The sequence below is a fragment of the Dyella thailandensis genome, assembly GCF_050749815.1.
Lineage (GTDB): Bacteria > Pseudomonadota > Gammaproteobacteria > Xanthomonadales > Rhodanobacteraceae > Dyella_A.
In genome coordinates this window covers 3,550,823-3,567,015 of record NZ_CP192735.1, presented here as the reverse complement: position 1 = coordinate 3,567,015, position 16,193 = coordinate 3,550,823, and the positions used below count along the sequence as shown (strand labels likewise).

12 protein-coding genes are annotated in these 16,193 nt (G+C 68.9%); 2 read left to right on the top strand and 10 right to left on the bottom strand.

The window, feature by feature from the left end; all coding sequences use genetic code 11:
- Window position 1: 1 nt before the first annotated feature.
- From gspE to ACQVBX_RS16200, 4 genes are all read right to left on the bottom strand, one after another.
- Window positions 2-1,726, bottom strand: a complete 1,725-nt coding sequence (gene gspE / locus ACQVBX_RS16215) for a type II secretion system ATPase GspE (RefSeq protein WP_431635372.1) — start codon at window positions 1,724-1,726, stop codon at window positions 2-4.
- Between the two features lie 196 nt (window positions 1,727-1,922).
- Window positions 1,923-6,296 carry a beta strand repeat-containing protein gene (locus ACQVBX_RS16210; RefSeq protein WP_431635371.1) on the bottom strand — a complete coding sequence of 1,458 codons (4,374 nt, stop codon included), beginning with the start codon at window positions 6,294-6,296 and terminating at the stop codon, window positions 1,923-1,925.
- A 213-nt stretch (window positions 6,297-6,509) separates the two neighbouring features.
- Window positions 6,510-8,537 (bottom strand): PA domain-containing protein, encoded by a 2,028-nt coding sequence (locus ACQVBX_RS16205; RefSeq protein ID WP_431635370.1) that lies wholly within the window; start codon window positions 8,535-8,537, stop codon window positions 6,510-6,512.
- A complete protein-coding gene (locus ACQVBX_RS16200; RefSeq protein WP_431635368.1) occupies window positions 8,534-8,965 on the bottom strand; it encodes a post-PEP-CTERM-1 domain-containing protein in 432 nt (143 codons plus the stop codon). Before ACQVBX_RS16200 ends, ACQVBX_RS16205 begins: the two co-directional genes overlap by 4 nt.
- Before the next feature lie 459 nt (window positions 8,966-9,424).
- On the opposite strand from ACQVBX_RS16200, the gene ACQVBX_RS16195 reads away from it, so the two are divergent.
- Entirely contained in the window at window positions 9,425-10,222 is a 798-nt protein-coding gene (locus ACQVBX_RS16195; protein ID WP_431635366.1) for a TatD family hydrolase, read from the top strand.
- 11 nt (window positions 10,223-10,233) lie between these two features.
- Here ACQVBX_RS16195 and ACQVBX_RS16190 read toward each other — a convergent pair whose 3' ends face one another.
- Window positions 10,234-10,716 (bottom strand): flavin reductase family protein, encoded by a 483-nt coding sequence (locus ACQVBX_RS16190; protein ID WP_431635365.1) that lies wholly within the window; start codon window positions 10,714-10,716, stop codon window positions 10,234-10,236.
- 235 nt (window positions 10,717-10,951) lie between these two features.
- Between ACQVBX_RS16190 and ACQVBX_RS16185 the strand changes: the two genes are divergently transcribed.
- The gene (locus ACQVBX_RS16185; RefSeq protein ID WP_431635364.1) at window positions 10,952-11,644 is read left to right on the top strand and encodes an ArsR/SmtB family transcription factor; all 693 of its coding nucleotides are present in this window, start codon (window positions 10,952-10,954) and stop codon (window positions 11,642-11,644) included.
- Window positions 11,645-11,658: 14 nt separating this feature from the next.
- Here ACQVBX_RS16185 and ACQVBX_RS16180 read toward each other — a convergent pair whose 3' ends face one another.
- The 5 genes from ACQVBX_RS16180 to ACQVBX_RS16160 form a co-directional block, all read right to left on the bottom strand.
- Window positions 11,659-12,192 carry a pseudouridine synthase gene (locus ACQVBX_RS16180; protein ID WP_431635362.1) on the bottom strand — a complete coding sequence of 178 codons (534 nt, stop codon included), beginning with the start codon at window positions 12,190-12,192 and terminating at the stop codon, window positions 11,659-11,661.
- Between the two features lie 10 nt (window positions 12,193-12,202).
- Window positions 12,203-13,063: a class I SAM-dependent methyltransferase gene (locus ACQVBX_RS16175; protein WP_431638217.1), complete on the bottom strand. Its 861-nt coding sequence runs from the start codon at window positions 13,061-13,063 to the stop codon at window positions 12,203-12,205.
- A 161-nt stretch (window positions 13,064-13,224) separates the two neighbouring features.
- Window positions 13,225-13,887: an NYN domain-containing protein gene (locus tag ACQVBX_RS16170; RefSeq protein WP_431635360.1), complete on the bottom strand. Its 663-nt coding sequence runs from the start codon at window positions 13,885-13,887 to the stop codon at window positions 13,225-13,227.
- Window positions 13,888-14,024: 137 nt separating this feature from the next.
- Window positions 14,025-15,137 carry an S-(hydroxymethyl)glutathione dehydrogenase/class III alcohol dehydrogenase gene (locus ACQVBX_RS16165; protein WP_431635359.1) on the bottom strand — a complete coding sequence of 371 codons (1,113 nt, stop codon included), beginning with the start codon at window positions 15,135-15,137 and terminating at the stop codon, window positions 14,025-14,027.
- A 52-nt stretch (window positions 15,138-15,189) separates the two neighbouring features.
- A complete protein-coding gene (locus ACQVBX_RS16160) occupies window positions 15,190-16,104 on the bottom strand; it encodes a LysR substrate-binding domain-containing protein (protein WP_431635358.1) in 915 nt (304 codons plus the stop codon).
- Between the last annotated feature and the right edge of the window lie 89 nt (window positions 16,105-16,193).

Below are 16,193 nucleotides of genomic sequence, written 5' to 3'. Positions count from 1 at the left end.
GTCAGCCTTCCTGCGTCACGCGCAGGACCTCTTCCAGCGTGGTCACGCCGGCCACCGCCTTGGCGATGCCGTCCTCGTACATGGTGCGCATGCCTTCGGCGCGCGCCGCGCGCTCGATCTCGCCGGCGTCAGCGCGCTGCATGATCAGTCGGCGCAGCGGATCGGTCATCACCAGGAATTCCATGATCGCGCGGCGACCGCGGTAGCCGGTGGGGTTGGACGCGCTGGTGCCCGGCTTCCACAGGCGGATCGGTCGCTCGCTGGTGTATTTCTCCAGCTCGAACTCGGCGATCACCTCGGGCGAGGGCTCGTACGGGACCGCCGTCTCCGGGTCGAGCCGGCGCACCAGCCGCTGCGCCAGGATGCCGTTGACGGTGGAGCCGAGCAGGTAATCCTCCACGCCCATGTCGAGCAGCCGGGTGACGCCGCCGGCGGCGGAGTTGGTGTGCAGCGTGGACAGCACCAGGTGGCCGGTGAGCGCGGACTGGATCGCGATGCGGCAGGTTTCCAGGTCGCGCATCTCGCCGATCATGATCACGTCCGGGTCCTGGCGCATGATCGAGCGCAGCGCGCCGGAGAAATCCAGCCCGATCTGGGGCTTCACCTGGATCTGGTTGATACCTTCGAGCTGGTATTCGACCGGGTCCTCGACGGTGATGATCTTTACGTCGGGGGTGTTGATCCGCGACAGCGCGGTGTACAGCGTGGTGGTCTTGCCCGAGCCGGTCGGGCCTGTGACCAACAGGATGCCGTGCGGACGCTGCAGCACCTCGACGAAGCGCTTCTCGAATGCCTCGGTGAAGCCCAGCGAGGCGAAGTCGAACACCACCGACTCGCGATCCAGGATGCGCATCACCACCGACTCGCCGAAGCTGGTCGGCACGGTGGACACGCGCAGGTCCAGCTCCTTGCCCTGCACGCGCAGCTGGATGCGACCGTCCTGCGGCAGGCGGCGCTCGGCGATGTTGAGCTTGGCCATGATCTTGACGCGCGATATCACCGCGGCGGTGGACGACGACGGCGGCGCCTCTACCTCGTGCAGCACGCCGTCGATGCGATAACGCACCTTGAGCCGGTTCTCGAACGGCTCGATGTGCACGTCCGAAGCGCGCTGTTCCACCGCGCGCTGCAAAATCAGATTGACCAGACGGATCACCGGCGCCTCGGAAGCGAGGTCGCGCAGGTGTTCCACGTCTTCCTCTTCGGTCGCGCCCGCGCCGTCGAGATTTTCCACGATCGAGCCCATCGCCGAGCGGCCCTGGCCGTAGTAGCGCTCGATCAGGTCATCGATCTCCGAACGCAGGCCGATACACAGCGCCACCGGCTTACCGGCGGCCAGTTGCACCGCGTCCAGCGGATACGGGTCGGCCGGATCCGAGACAATCAGCGCGAGCCCATCCTCGCCGTGGCGCATCGGCACCACGTGCTGCTGCTTCAGGAAGCGCGCGGAGATGTCCAGCTCGGTCGGCGGCAGATCGGGCGCTTCGCGGGTGGATACCAGCGGCGCGCCGAGCAACTCGGACCAGGCCAGCGCAAGGTCACGTTCGGAAACCAGGCCCAGCCGCGCCATCAGCGCGGTGAGCGTGCCTTCGGGGGCTTCTTCGTGCAGCCGGCGGGCTCGGGCGAGGTCGCCGTCCTTCAGCCCGCCGCGCGCGACCAGCAGGGTGCACACGGCCTCCTCCCGATCGATCATTTCCGACGGCACGGCGGCCCCCGACGCGGTCATCACTGACGCCATCACCCACCCCACTTCCACTGCCTCGACCCATCCACGTTTCCTGTCGACGCCCCCGCGCCGATCAGGACCCGCATTGTTAACACATCCCATCGTTGCCGGCGCACGCGCCGGCGCGCCGCGGTTCACAAAAAGGGGCCAGCGCCCTGCGGCGCCGGCCCCTTTCCGCACGATCCTGCGACAGGATTTACCAGCCTATGCCCACGCCCACGCCGGCGCTGCTCTCGTTGCCGCTGACCGCGCCACCGAAGGTGACATTGGCGTTGCTGCCGACCTGGCGCGAGTACCCCACCGCCAGCGCCGTGCGACCGCCGTAGCCGCCCACACCCACGCCCAGCCGGTTGGGCTGGTTGATACCCTGCGTGCTGAAGGCCATCTGCGACATCGCCGACCCCATCGCGCCCACCTGGTCCAGCCGCTTGTCGACAGTACGGAACCGATCGTCGACCTGGTTGCGGAAGCTGTTGAAGTCCGCCTGGCTGACGCCGCTGTCGAGCAACTTCTGATCGGCGTAGGCCTTGGCCGCGCTGAGGGTCTGCACGTCACCCGCGTCGGCATAGGTCTTGGCGGTAGCCAATGCCTCGTCGACCTGGCCCACGTTGGCCGCATCGGTCGCCTGCGTGCCGGCAGCCACGTTGGTGACCTGCCGCTGGTTGGCCGCCGTACCCACTGACACCGTGTTGGCACGATCGGCGACCGAACCCTGACCCAGCGCCACAGCATTGGCGGCCGTCACCGAAGCGGCCTGGCCGATGGCGGTGCCGTTCACCGCGGAGACTTCAGCGGCCTGGCCCACGGCGGTACCCGAGGCTTCCGACACGACGGTATCGGCACCGATGGCGACCGAGTTGGTGGCCAGGGTTGAGGTGACCGCTGCGTTGTTGCCCAATGCCGTGCTGCCGTCGGCCGCGATGTGCGCGCCGTTGCCTACGGCGGTATCCCGCGAGTCGCGCGCGACGCTGTCGGCGCCCAGCGCGAAACCGTTGCCCTGCCCATGGACCGCCTCTACCGTCGGCGACGCCGACTCCATCGCGCCGAGCCGGCCGTCCAGGCCCATGACGTTCTGCATCATGGCGTCGTAGGCATCGTCCAGCGCGCTGAGCGCGTCACCCACGTTGAAGTAGGTGTTGTCCTGGATCGTGAATGCCGGCGTATTGATCAGACCGTTTGCGCCCATCGAGATACCGCCACCGATGGTCGCGCTGAGCGATCGCAGCTGCTCAACGTTGACCGCCTCGCCGTTGTTCGTACCGGCAGCGACATTGGCGATAGTGGTGCCGTTGCCGCCAGCCAGCGTCACCTGGTTCTGCTCGGCGCCGTCATAGCGGACGGCGGTATTGCCGATGTCCGCCACACTGCCCTCAATCGCACCGATGCGCTGCTCGGTGGCATACAACTGCCCGCCGTTGACGGCGTCCTTGCTGGCTTCTGCCACATCGCCATCAGCGACATTGACAATCTTGCGCTCGCTGCCCGCACTTCCGACGGAGATTGTGCCGGCCTGATCGGCGACCGAGCCGGCGCCCAGGGCCACGGCGTTGTCTGCCGGCGCATAGGCGCCCGAACCCAAAGCGGTGCTGTTGTAGCCGTCCGCTTCGGCCAGCCAACCCAGCGCCGACGCATAGTCTCCGGACGCATAGGCGCCCGCACCCAGCGCCACCGCACCGGCGCCGCCCGCTTCGGTCGCGAACAGCCCCAATACCGTACCGCCCAGCGCCACGCTCTCGTCGCCGCCGGCAACGCTACTCTCGCCCACCGCCACAGCGCTGGCTCCCAGCGCTGCCGAGCCATAGCCACTGGCCACCGTGTAATCCCCCAGTGCATTGGCCACCGGGCCGGTCGCCGTCGACAGCTGGCCTGCCGCCACCGCACCGACACCGTATGCCGCACCGGCAAAGCCCGACGCGTTCGCGCTCGCTCCGACCGCCGTGCCGCCCACGCCCGCGCTCGTCGCTCCGGTCGCGATCGGATTGCCGTCGCCATCCACCAGCAGCGGGTTGCCGTCTTCGTCCACCGCGTTGCCGCCCACCGCAACGCTGCCGGCGCCCGACGCTTCCGCCGCCGAGCCCACTGCCGTGGCGTTGATCGCCGACGCCGTCGCGCCATAGCCCACTGCGGTCGCGTAGTCGCCGTACGTCACCGCGCCGCTGCCTACCGACGATGCGCCCGTGCCGAACGCTCCGCTGCCCGCGCCGACCGATACGCTCTGATCGCCGCCTGCGTACGACTGATAGCCCGATGCCGTGCTTTCCTCACCGGCCGCGACACTGGATACGCCCGTCGCCACCGCATAGCCGCCGGCAGCCAGCGCGTCATCCGAACCATCGCCAGCACCACTGGCCTGGAAGTAGCGGGTTGCATCGCTTGTCGACGTCCTCACCGCTTCATCCAGCTGGGCCACGTTCACCGCATCGGTCGCCTCGGTGCCTGCTGCTACGTGCGTAACTTGGCGTTCGCTGCCGGCATCGCCCACCGACACGCTATCGACGCGATCGGCCACCGAGCCGGCGCCCAGGGCCACGGCGTTGTCTGCCGGCGCATAGGCGCCCGAACCCAAAGCGGTGCTGTTGTAGCCGTCCGCTTCGGCCAGCCAACCCAGCGCCGACGCATAGTCTCCGGACGCATAGGCGCCCGCACCCAGCGCCACCGCACCGGCGCCGCCCGCTTCGGTCGCGAACAGCCCCAATACCGTACCGCCCAGCGCCATGCTCTCGTCGCCGCCGGCAACGCTACTCTCGCCCACCGCCACGGCGCTGGCTCCCAGCGCTGCCGAGCCATAGCCACTGGCCACCGTGTAATCCCCCAGCGCATTGGCCACCGGGCCGGTCGCTGTCGACAGCTGGCCTGCCGCCACCGCGCCGACACCGTATGCCGCCCCGGCAAAGCCCGATGCGTTCGCGCTCGCTCCGACCGCCGTGCCGCCCACGCCCGCACTCGTCGCTCCGGTCGCGATCGGATTGCCGTCGCCATCCACCAGCAGCGGGTTGCCGTCTTCGTCCACCGCGTTGCCGCCCACCGCAACGCTGCCGGCGCCCGACGCTTCCGCCGCCGAGCCCACTGCCGTGGCGTTGATCGCCGACGCCGTCGCGCCATAGCCCACTGCGGTCGCGTAGTCGCCGTACGTCACCGCGCCGCTGCCTACCGACGATGCGCCCGTGCCGAACGCTCCGCTGCCCGCGCCGACCGATACGCTCTGATCGCCGCCTGCGTACGACTGATAGCCCGATGCCGTGCTTTCCTCGCCGGCCGCGACACTGGACGCGCCCGTCGCCGTGGCTCCAAGCGCACCGGCGTACGCATTGCCACCGGTCGCGGTAGCGTCGTCGGCTGCGGCCTCGGCCCCGGCACCGGTTGCCGTGCTGCGCGCGCCGTCCGCTGCGCTGTTGGCACCCGTGGCGCTGCTGTCTTCGGCGGAGGCGGTGCTGTAATAGCCGCTTGCCGTGCTGTTCAGTCCGCTCGCCAGTGCAAGACTGCCTTGTGCGGTGGCCTGGTCGGCACTGGCGTAGGCACCCGCGCCTACCGCAGTACCGAACATGCCGTCGGCTTCACTGGACGCTCCCAGCGCCGTGCTTGCCACACCCAGGGCAAGACTGCTGCTGCCGACCGCCGCCGTGCTGGTGTCGTAGGCCACGCTGCCTTGACCGAGCGCCGTACTACCCTCGCCGTAGGCCGCCGCGTCACCGCCCAGCGCCACACTGTCGTCGGCCTCGGCCGTTGCATAGTTGCCGACGGCCGTGCTGTTCATGCCGCTGGCGGTGGACAGGCCGCCGATGGAGGTGGCGAAATCGCCCAGCGCTTCGGCCGCGGGACCGACCGCCAAAGCGGTGTCGCCCACCGCGGCGCTTTCGGCGCCCACCGCCGTGGCTCCAAGACCCGAGGCCTGCGCCAACGCACCGGCCGCCGTCGCCTCGACACCGTCCGCGCGACTGTCGACGCCGGCGGCCAGGCTGGACTGGCCGATGGCCTGGCTGCCCGCGCCCGCGGCGGTCGCGCCCGTGGCGGCGGCCGAGGCGCCGGCGCCATAGGCGCTGGCGCGGTCACCCTGCACCTGCGAGCTGGCGCCCACGGCCACGCTGTTGCTGCCGTCGACGGCGCTGCCGGGCCCGATCGCGATGCTACGGTTGCCGGATACGGCACTGTTGTTGCCAAGCGCGATGGCACCTGCACCGTCGGCGCTGGCGCGTGGCCCCACGGCCACGCTGTTGTCGCCCAGCGCTTGGGCCTGATAGCCCGTAGCGAGCGACGCCTTGCCCAACGCCAGAGATTCGTTCCCGAAGGCCGTCGAATGGCTGCCAAGCGCTGCCGCCACCGCACCGCATGCCATCGCGTTGCCGACGGCGGTCGGCGCCGCCCCGGTGGCGAAAGAGCCGAGGCAGACATCCGCCCGAGCAGACAAGGGCAGGAGCATCACGCCTCCCGACAGGAGCGCCAGGGCGACGAGCCGCCCGGCGCCGGAGCGACGGCATCCGGCACTGGACTTGCCGCTGGCCGATGCCAGCTCCGACGCAACAACCAGCGTCCCGAGCGTCTTGCTCCAAACCTTGCTGTAAATCTTGTTCACGGCCCTACCTCCGAACGTTTGGGATGGCCGGCACCCAGCGGGCCGTGCCTCGAATGCTTGATGTGTGTTGCCAGAGAGCGGGACGGCTCTGGGCGTCCTGCCGAATGCATGGACGACGGACGCAATACGCCTGGAGTCCGTCCAGCCGGCGGCATGCCCGCCCCGCACCCTGCCCCCAGACGGAGGCAGGGCTTGTTGCTTCGGGTACTGCGGTCAGTGGCCCCCGACGAACGAAGCCAGCACGCTCACGCCGCTGTAGGCGCGTTCGCCCACCACCGTGACGTAATAGGTACCGGCCACCGGCCGGGTGCTGACGAACGACTCGTTGTTTCCTCGATGTGCCGACTTGGCGTCGAAGTCACCGGTACCACCGGGCGATCCCACCTTGATGTACAGGGAGACGTCGCCGGTTCCACCGAAGGTGCTCAGCCGAAGTGCGCGAGCGCCAGCAGGGACGTCGATCGCGTAGACCGTCTGGGCTCCGGCCGCACCGGCCTGGCCGGTCAACGCGACGCCGTTGGTCAGCGCAATGGCATCGCCACTGCCACCATCGCCACCGCCCTCGCCGCCCCAGGCATCGAACTGGGCCTGGGTCTGGTCGTCCGAGAGACACTGCTCCACGGAGTTGTACTCATCAGCAGTGAGCAGGCCTTGGCCGGCCAGTCCGTCGAGGTAGTCGTGAATCGCCTGGCGATAACCGCCGACGTCTGCGGCAGCGGATGCCAGCACCCTGGCGTTGCCGTAGAGGTTGGCCCCGACAATCACGCCGCCGGGCTGGCTCGTCGGCACGCCGGTGTCGCAGTCCAGCAGCGACTGATTGCCGCGATTGACCACCCAGCCAATGTCCTTGAACAGAGCTGGCGTGAGGTCGAGGTCCAGGTTGGCCTCGAGGTCATCGTTGATCGCGTACTCCATGACCGCATTCGGCGTGAGCCGCGTGTCGTAATGCGAGAACGAGGACCCCTGGGCGAGCGTGGTCGGGGCATACAACTGCACGTTGCCGTCGGCATCGGCACCGGCCAGCCCGGAGCCCTGCACCATCGCGACATGGAGACCCGGGACCTTCGACCGGAAGGTGACTCCGGTCGAATGCGTCACTGCGATAACCGGGATCGTCACCGACGGCGCATCGCCGCTGGGGATGATGCCGGTGTCGTCGGTATTGACGATGACCACGGCCGTCGCGCCGCCGGCTTGCGCATTGACGGCCTTCTCGGTGAACGCGCAGCTGCCGCGGTCGATGAGCGCCACCTTGCCCGAGACACCCGCAACCGGAGCGGGGGCACCGGCCACGTTGCAGCCCTGCGGATCACCGCCCGGCACGGCCACGTCGCCGTCGAGATTGGCTGGGGACGGGGCCGGTCCGAAGGTCGCGGCGCTGTAGGCATAGGAGCCCGCCACATCCGCTGGCGCAGTGGCCTGGAACGTCACCGGCACCGTCAGTGCCAGCGGCGCCTCGGCCTTGACGGTCGCGCCGGTGAAGACCAGGTGGCCATCATCCAGTGCGGCCGTCTGACGCTCGGCATCGCTCATGGCTGTCCACATCTTGCCGGTGCTGTCGTCCTTCACGAACACCGAATAGATGTCCTGCTGGCCCTGATTCTGCTGGCCGGTGGACAGGTCGTTGAAGCCGGAGAAGCCCAGGCCATGGGCCATCTCGTGGGTAACCACATCGAGGAAGTTGATGTAGCCGGCAGGCGTGTTTCCGTCGAGGCCGAAGTACCAGGCCGAGCCCTCGAGGCAACCGGTGGAACCGAGCTTGCCGTTGAAGCGGCTGACGATGTCAGGCGTATCCGGTGGCAGATCGTTCTCGACGGCGAGATCGGTGCCAGCGAGGGCATCGGCGAGCGCCGAGTGGTACCAGGTGTCGGCAATCGCGCCGTGAGGCAGGGTCGAGCCCGGATTGAACGTGAAGATGTAGTTGGTTCCGGACGAGCCGAGCACGCCCGACGTCGCATTGCACGACAGCGGCTGGAACGTCGCCGTGTTGATGATCTTGGTATTGCTCTGCAGGACGGCACCCCACAGGTCGGCGGCGAACTGGAAGACGATCAGCGCCTGTTCGCCCCGCGTGGTACCGGGGTTGCCGCCCACCGGCGCAGCCGGGGTGTGGTCGTCCAGACCCTGGCCAGTGCCAACGTCCTGGTTGACGATGACGATATCCGCGCCAGCGACGGCGGCGCCGGTCTGCAGCAGGCCGGCGACAAGCAGCGCCGTGCAAAGAAGGTTGCGGCGGCTCATCGCGTCACCTCCTTCGCACCGGTGTTCGTTTTGGCGTCACCCCGGTGATGGACATCCAGCGTGCCATCTGCCTTGCGCGTGGCCTCGAGATAGTTGAGCTGGTCTTCGGGAACCTGCATGGACATCCCGACGCGTCCGGCCCGGCGGACCTTGAGCGTCGCCCTCGCCTCGGCGGCGTTTCGCGGACGCTCTCCAGCAGCCAGCGGCTTGACCGCGTCTGCCGCCCGCTTCTGCAGCATCGCCCGACTGAGCGCCTCGCGTTCCGCGGCGGTGGGTTCGCGGAGGCGGCCAGTGGCCGGATCGATCGCGACCTGCACGCCTTGGAACACCACTGCCCGATTGGCCGAACCGGCTTTCGCCGGCGCCGCGCTCCTGGACTGCTGGGCAGCACACGCGCTACCGCAGAACAATGTGCCGGCAATCGCCAAGCACGCACACCACCAAGGTTGTCTGAACATCCTGCGTTCTCCCGTTTTGGTCATCGCCGGAGACGGAGCCTTGGCCCGTACGACGGGGAGAAGCTGGAAGTCGCGACTTCCTGTTGCGGTTGGCAACCGCAATCCCCTGTCTCTGCCTGACGATGTGCCCGTAGCGATGGACCCCGTGCCCTTCAGCGATCCGAGCGCCCGCCAACAGGCAAGCCTTCCCCCTCGGCGCCAGGCTCGTTGCCGCACCGATCGGATCGATGAAAAAGCGTTACCCGGCATGCACATACCGGGGAGCGTCAAAAATTTGACGCCTCGATGGACGCTAACAGCGCAGCGTTGCCTGCAACAATTCGAAAGATGCCTATGGGGGATTCGCAATCTTTTGCGTTAACGCCGTTGGGTCGCCTGATGCCTCGGGGCTTGCGAGAATGTTCGCTTTGCCCGCCCGGACCCTTCGCGATGCTGCTCGACATCGGCGCCAACCTCACCCACGAATCCTTTGCCCACGACTTCGACGCCGTGCTGGCCCGCGCGCAGTCGCACGGCGTGGCGCGGATGGTGGTGACCGGCGCGAGCCGCGACGGCAGCCGCGATGCGTTGGCACTGGCGCAGGCGCACCCCGGGGTGCTGTACGCCACCGCCGGCGTGCATCCGCATCACGCAGTGGATTACGACGAGGCGACCGACGCGCTGCTGCGCGAGTTGGCCACGCATCCGCAGGTGCGTGCGGTGGGCGAGACCGGGCTGGACTACCACCGCAACTACTCGCCGCACGAGGTGCAGCGCGAGGTGTTCGAGCGCCAGCTGCGCATCGCCGCCGATCTGGGCAAGCCGCTGTTCCTGCATCAGCGCGACGCGCACGGCGACTTCATCGCCCTGCTGCGCCGCTACCGCGACAAGGTGCCGGCCGCAGTCGTGCACTGCTTCACCGATACCGCCGAGGCGCTGCGCGACTACCTCGCGCTGGACTGCCACATCGGCATCACCGGCTGGATCTGCGACGAGCGCCGCGGCACCCACCTGCGCGAACTGGTGAAAGCGATTCCGGCAAACCGGCTGATGATCGAGACCGACGCGCCCTACCTGCTGCCACGCACCGTGCGCCCGTTGCCGGCGCACCGCCGCAACGAGCCGATGTACCTCAGGCACATCGCCGAGGAAATCGCGCGCGACCGCGGCGAACCGTTCGAATTGCTGGCCGCGCACACCACGGCCACCGCCGAGGCATTCTTCGGGCTCGCGGCCACCACCGGCTGAGCGCGACGGCGCTATACCTCGGCCTTGAAGGTGCGCCCCAGCGCCGGTCCACCGCCGACGTAGTGGCGAAACACGTACAGCAGTGGCCGGAAGCGCTGCGGGTCGATGTGCTCACTGCCAGTCAGGACGATGTCTTCGTGCGCATGCACCCGCAGCACCTCTGTCTCGACCGTGACGAAGCCGCCCGCGCTGGCCTGCCAGGCCTCGAGCGGTCGTTCGTGCCACGCCGTCACGCGTGCCTCCATCTGCAACGGACACTCGGCGACGCGGGGCGGACCCACCTGCTCCGATGGCGACGGCGTCAGCCCGGCCAGAGCGAACTTGTCGGCGACGTGGCGATAGCCGGTTTTCCAGCTCGGCACCGGGTCACATCCGGTGGTGGGCGCCAGCGCCTCCACTGACTGCCACTGTTCCGGGGCCACCACGTTCAACGTGCACTCGCGCTCGCGGCGCAGGTTGGCCAGGCCCTGGCCACCTTCGGACAGACCCAGCACGACGCGATCGGCGATCGGCCAGCGCCCAGGCCGAGGACATCGGCGTGATGTTGGCTCTGCCATCGGCATTGCGGGTAACGATCAACAGCACCGGGGTGCCGAAATAGAGGAAGTTCGGGCGGATGGTGCGCACGGGAATCGAGGGCTGCATGACCGCCACTCTGGCGTCGCGGCACGCGCCGATGCTGCGGCGGACGGCGAAACGTGGGCGCCGGCCGCGCGCTAGCATCCACGCATGCACGCCAGCCCCACCCGCCACCAGCTCGCCGAGATCGGCAGCCTGCTCGCCGACCCGTCGCGCGCCGCCATCCTGCTGGCTCTCGTAGACGGTCGTGCGCGGCCCGCCGGCGAGCTGGCGCGGATGGCCGGGATCGCAGCGAGTACCGCCAGCGCGCACCTGGGTCGCCTCGTCGAAGGTGGGCTGTTGCAGGTGGTGAACCAGGGCCGGCACCGCTATTTCAGGATCGCCAACGACAGCGTCGTGCAGGTGCTCGAGACGTTGCCGCTGTTGCGTTCACCGCCGGCCTGCGCACCCACACCGGCGCCGCGCGGGCAGCCGCTGGCCTTCGCCCGCACCTGCTATGGCCATCTGGCCGGGCGGTTGGGGGTGACGCTCTATCAGGGCTTGCGCGAGCGCGCGTGGATCGAGCTGGGCGAGCACGCGGTGCGGCTCACCGGCGCCGGCCGCGAGGCGATGCAGGGCGGCGGCCTGCTGCCCGATCCGATGAAGCCATCCTCCCTCTCGGGCCGCAGCTGCCTGGACTGGACCGAGCGCCGCCCGCACCTCGGCGGCGCGCTCGGCGTGGCGATCGTCGATCAGCTGCTGCATCGCGACTGGCTGCGTCGCCAGGACGGCTCACGCGCCCTGCTGCTGACGCCGCCGGGGCGCGCGGGACTGCGGCAATTGGGGATTGCCCTGGACGACTGAACCGCAATGCCGGCTCAGTCGAGCCGCCGCCACCGGCCCGATGCAAGATCGTCGAGTGCGTACGCACCGATGCGCTCGCGGATCAGCCGCAAGGTAGGAAAGCCGACCGCCGCGGTCATCCGGCGTACCTGCCGGTTGCGGCCTTCGCGCAGCGTGATGCGCAGCCAGCTGGTGGGGATCGCCTGGCGAAAGCGCACCGGCGGATCGCGCGGCCACAGCCAGTCCGGCTCGGCGGCATGCTCGGCGGCCGCCGGCAGCGTAGGGCCGTCCTTCAGCACCACGCCGCGGCGCAGGGCGACAATCGCCTCGTCGGTGATCGCGCCGTCCACCTGCACCAGGTAGGTCTTGGGCTGCTTGTGCTTCGGATCGGTGAGGCGGTGCGCCAGCGCGCCGTCGTCGGTGAGCAGCAGCAGGCCCTCGCTGTCCTGATCCAGCCGGCCGGCGGCATAGACGCCCTTCTGAGTGACGTAGTCGGCCAACGTGCGGCGGCCCGCCTCGTCGGTGAACTGGCACAGCACGCCGTACGGCTTGTTCAGCGCGATCAGCACGAGCCGTCGGTCAATGCGCCGAGGAGGCGGGTGCCGGTGCGTCCGGCTTCACGAAGCGCAGGGTCATGCGGTCGGACTCGCCGATCGCCTGGTACTTCGCCCGATCGACATCGCCCAGCGTAAGCGTGGGCGGCAGCGTCCACACGCCCTTGGGGTAGTCCTTGGTGTCGGCGGGATTAGCGTTGATCTCGCTCGACTCCTCCAGCGCGAAGCCGGCATCGTTGGCGAGCTTCACCACGCTGGCGGTGGGCAGGTAGCCGCTCGCCTTCACCGCCGCCAGCGAGGTGCCGTCGGCCGCGCGGTGATCGACCACACCCAGCACGCCGCCGGGGCGCAGCACGGCGAAGAACGCCTTGAACATGGCCGGCGCGGTGTCGGCCATCACCCAGTTGTGTACGTTGCGGAAGGTCAGCACCACGTCGGCGCTGCCGGGCGAGCCGAACACCGGCGCCTTCGGGTCGAAGGTGACGATGGTCGCCTTGCCGTAGGTGGCCGCATCGGCTGCGAACCGGCGCTGCAGCGTGTCGCTGGCCGGCTTGCCCGGCGGCGGCGCGGATACGGCGGCGATGTACTGGCCGTTGTCGCGCAGCAAGGGCGCCAGGATCGCGCTGTACCAGCCGGCGCCAGGGGTGATCTCCACCACCGTCTGGTCCGGCCGCACGCCGAAGAACTGCAGCGTCTGCTTGGGATGGCGATAGCGGTCGCGGGCGCGCTCGGCGGCCGGGCGCCAGCTGCCGGCGATCACGCTATCGAGCTGCGCGGCGGTGAAATCCTGCGCGCTGGTCGGTGGCACCAGCAGATCGGTGGGCTGGTCCTGCGCCAGCGCGTCCGCTTCGGCCAGCGTCTGCGCGGCGAGCGGCGTGGCCGCCATCAGTGCGCATATGGCCAGCGGCAGCCATCGGCGTGAGCGCCGCGATGTCTTGGAACGTAATGTCATGAAGCACTCCCTGTTGATGGACGCCCGCCGCGTCTGCCCCGCCGCGCACGCTGCCGCGGCCTGGGTGACGGCGACGTGCAGATACGTACCGCCCCTCAGAACGGACGCGGACACACCGACTGCAGCCCGTCGATGTGCTCGTGCAGATCCGGCGCGATGCCCTGCCACATCGGATCGAGGATGAAATCGATGCCCTCGTAGCGCGCCAGCTTCGCCGCGGGGATGAAGTCCGCGTCGCCGGCCACCAGGATGATCTGGTCGACCTGCTTCTTGTAGGCCAGCGCGGCGATGTCGATGCCGATCTTCATGTCCACCTGGGTCTGACGCATGTCCGGCTCGAAGTGCTCGTCGCCCAGCGCCTCCCAGCGCAGCGAACCTTCGCGCAGCTGCTGGAACGCACTGCGCTTGAGCTGCCACTCGCCGCGCTCGGCCAGCCGACCCAGCCGCAGCGCCATCTTGCGCTGGCGGCGCAGCTGGTCGTGCAGATCCCGCCGGAATGCGGCGGCGCCGGTGCGACCGAAGTCCAGGCTGTCGCCGCTGACCGGCTTGACCAACACCCGATCCAGCGGCGGGCAGTCGTAGAAGAAGATGCGGTACAGCGCCTCGCGCGGGCGATCGAGCGCCTTGAGGTGCTCCAGCGCCATGCCGAACACGGTCTTGGCCACGGTGCGCGCGTCGTTCGGATCGCGATCGCTCCACACCTTGCGATAGCGGGCCAGGAAGAAGCCCCCGTCGACGAGAAACGCAGTGCCGGACATGCAAACCCCAGGATCGTGATGCAACGACGCCGGCCGCGGAGAACCGCAACCGGCGTGCAATGAGTAGCGCCTGCCGATCGACGGCAGGCGCGCATTTTACGACGAGCGCCGCGGCCGGCGGCAGTGCCGGCGGCGAGTCAGAAGCGGATCACCGAGCGGATCACCTTGCCCTCGTGCATCAGGTCGAAGGCGCGGTTGATGTCTTCCAGCGGCATCACCTCGGTGATCATCTCGTCGATCTTGATCTCGCCCTTCATGTAGCGCTCCACATACCCCGGCAGCTGGCTGCGGCCCTTCACCCCGCCGAACGCCGACCCGCGCCAGACGCGGCCGGTGACCAGCTGGAACGGCCGGGTGGAAATCTCCTGGCCGGCACCGGCCACGCCGATAATGGTCGACTCGCCCCAGCCCTTGTGGCAGCACTCCAGCGCCGAGCGCATCACGTGCACGTTGCCGATGCACTCGAACGAATAGTCCACGCCGCCGTTGGTCATGTCGATGATGACCTGCTGGATCGGCGTGTCCGGGTAGTCCTTCGGGTTGACGAAGTCGGTGGCGCCCAACGCCTTGGCCATCTCCCACTTCGATGGATTGATGTCCACGCAGAGGATGCGCGAGGCCTTGGCCATCACCGCGCCCTGCACCACCGACAGGCCGATGCCGCCCATGCCGAACACCGCCACGGTGGAGCCCGGGGTCACCTTGGCGGTGTTGAGCACCGCGCCGATGCCGGTGGTGATGCCGCAGCCGAGCAGACACACCTTGTCCAGCGGCGCGGCCGGGTTGATCTTGGCCAACGAGATCTCCGGCAGCACGGTGTACTCGGAGAACGTGCTGGTGCCCATGTAGTGCAGGATGGTCTTGCCGTCCTTGGAGAAGCGCGAGGTGCCGTCCGGCATCAGGCCCTTGCCCTGGGTGACGCGGATCTTCTGGCACAGGTTGGTCTTGCCCGAGCGGCAGTATTCGCACTCGCCGCACTCGGGCGTGTACAGCGGAATCACGTGGTCGCCCACCTTGAGCGAGGTGACGCCCTCGCCCACTTCCTCGACGATGCCGCCGCCCTCGTGGCCCAGGATCACCGGGAACGCGCCCTCCGGATCGGCGCCGGACAAGGTGTAGGCGTCGGTGTGGCACACGCCGGTGGCGACGATGCGCACCAGCACCTCGCCGGCCTTCGGTCCCTGGACGTCGACCTGTTCGATGCTCAGCGGCTTGCCTGCTTCCCAGGCGACGGCGGCGCGTGACTTCATGGTGTTTTCCTCGATGCGACAAGCGGGCCGAGCATGTTAACCGGCGGCGCGCCTAGGGTTCTTCCACCGGCTCCGGTTGTGGCATCTGGCGGCAATAGGCCGCAGCTTCCGCCAGCAGCCATTCGCGGAACACCTGCAGGCCGCGGTGCTCGCGCGAGCGCGCCGGGTACACCAGCCAGTACGCGTCCTGCACCGGCAGGTAGCGCTCACCCAGCACCACCAGCAGGCCGGCATCCACCAGCGAACGCGACATCACCATCCGTCCCATGGCCACGCCCATGCCCTCCAGCACGGCGTGGCGCTGCGCCTCGAAGCTGTTGAAGTGGGCCACGTAGCGGTGCGGCAGCTCGCCGCCGTAACGCGCAAACCAGTCGCGCCAGCGGTTGGCCGGATTGGGATCGCCCAGCAACGGCCAGCCGCTGAGGTCGTTCGGATCGGCGCCGGCCATCTTCGCCACCAGCGCGGGCGAGGCCACTGGCGCGATCCATTCGCCGAACAGGCGCTCGCTGTGCAGGCCCTCCCATTGGCCGCGCCCGTAACGCAGTGCGGCGTCCACCGACTCGCGGCGGAAGTCGACCAGCGCCGACCCCGACTGCATGGTCAGCTCCAGCTCCGGATGCGCCGCCACCAGGCGCGGCAGCCTCGGCACCAGCCAGCCGGACATGATGCCGGGGCTGGCGCTGATGGTGAGTTCGTCGTCGTGGCGGGCGTGGTAGCGCGTCAACGCGTGCTCGATGCCGTCCAGATGCTCGCCGACCGCCTCCAGCAGGCTGCAGCCGTCGGTGGTCAGGCTGACGCCGCGCGGGCCCCGGTCGAGCAGCCGTCGCTGCAGTCGCTCTTCCAGCTGGCGCATCTGGTGACTGAGCGCACTGACGGTGAGGTTCGCCTGCGCCGCGGCACGCGACAGATTGCCTGCACGCGCCACCAATACGAACTGCCGCAGCAGGTCCAGCGGGAGCTTTCCCATCTTGAATATCTCTCAAGGCTGGCTTGCGAATATATCGCTTTTGCCGCTTGAACCAACTGCGTACCTTGAGCGCTCCCCAAGTCGCCACC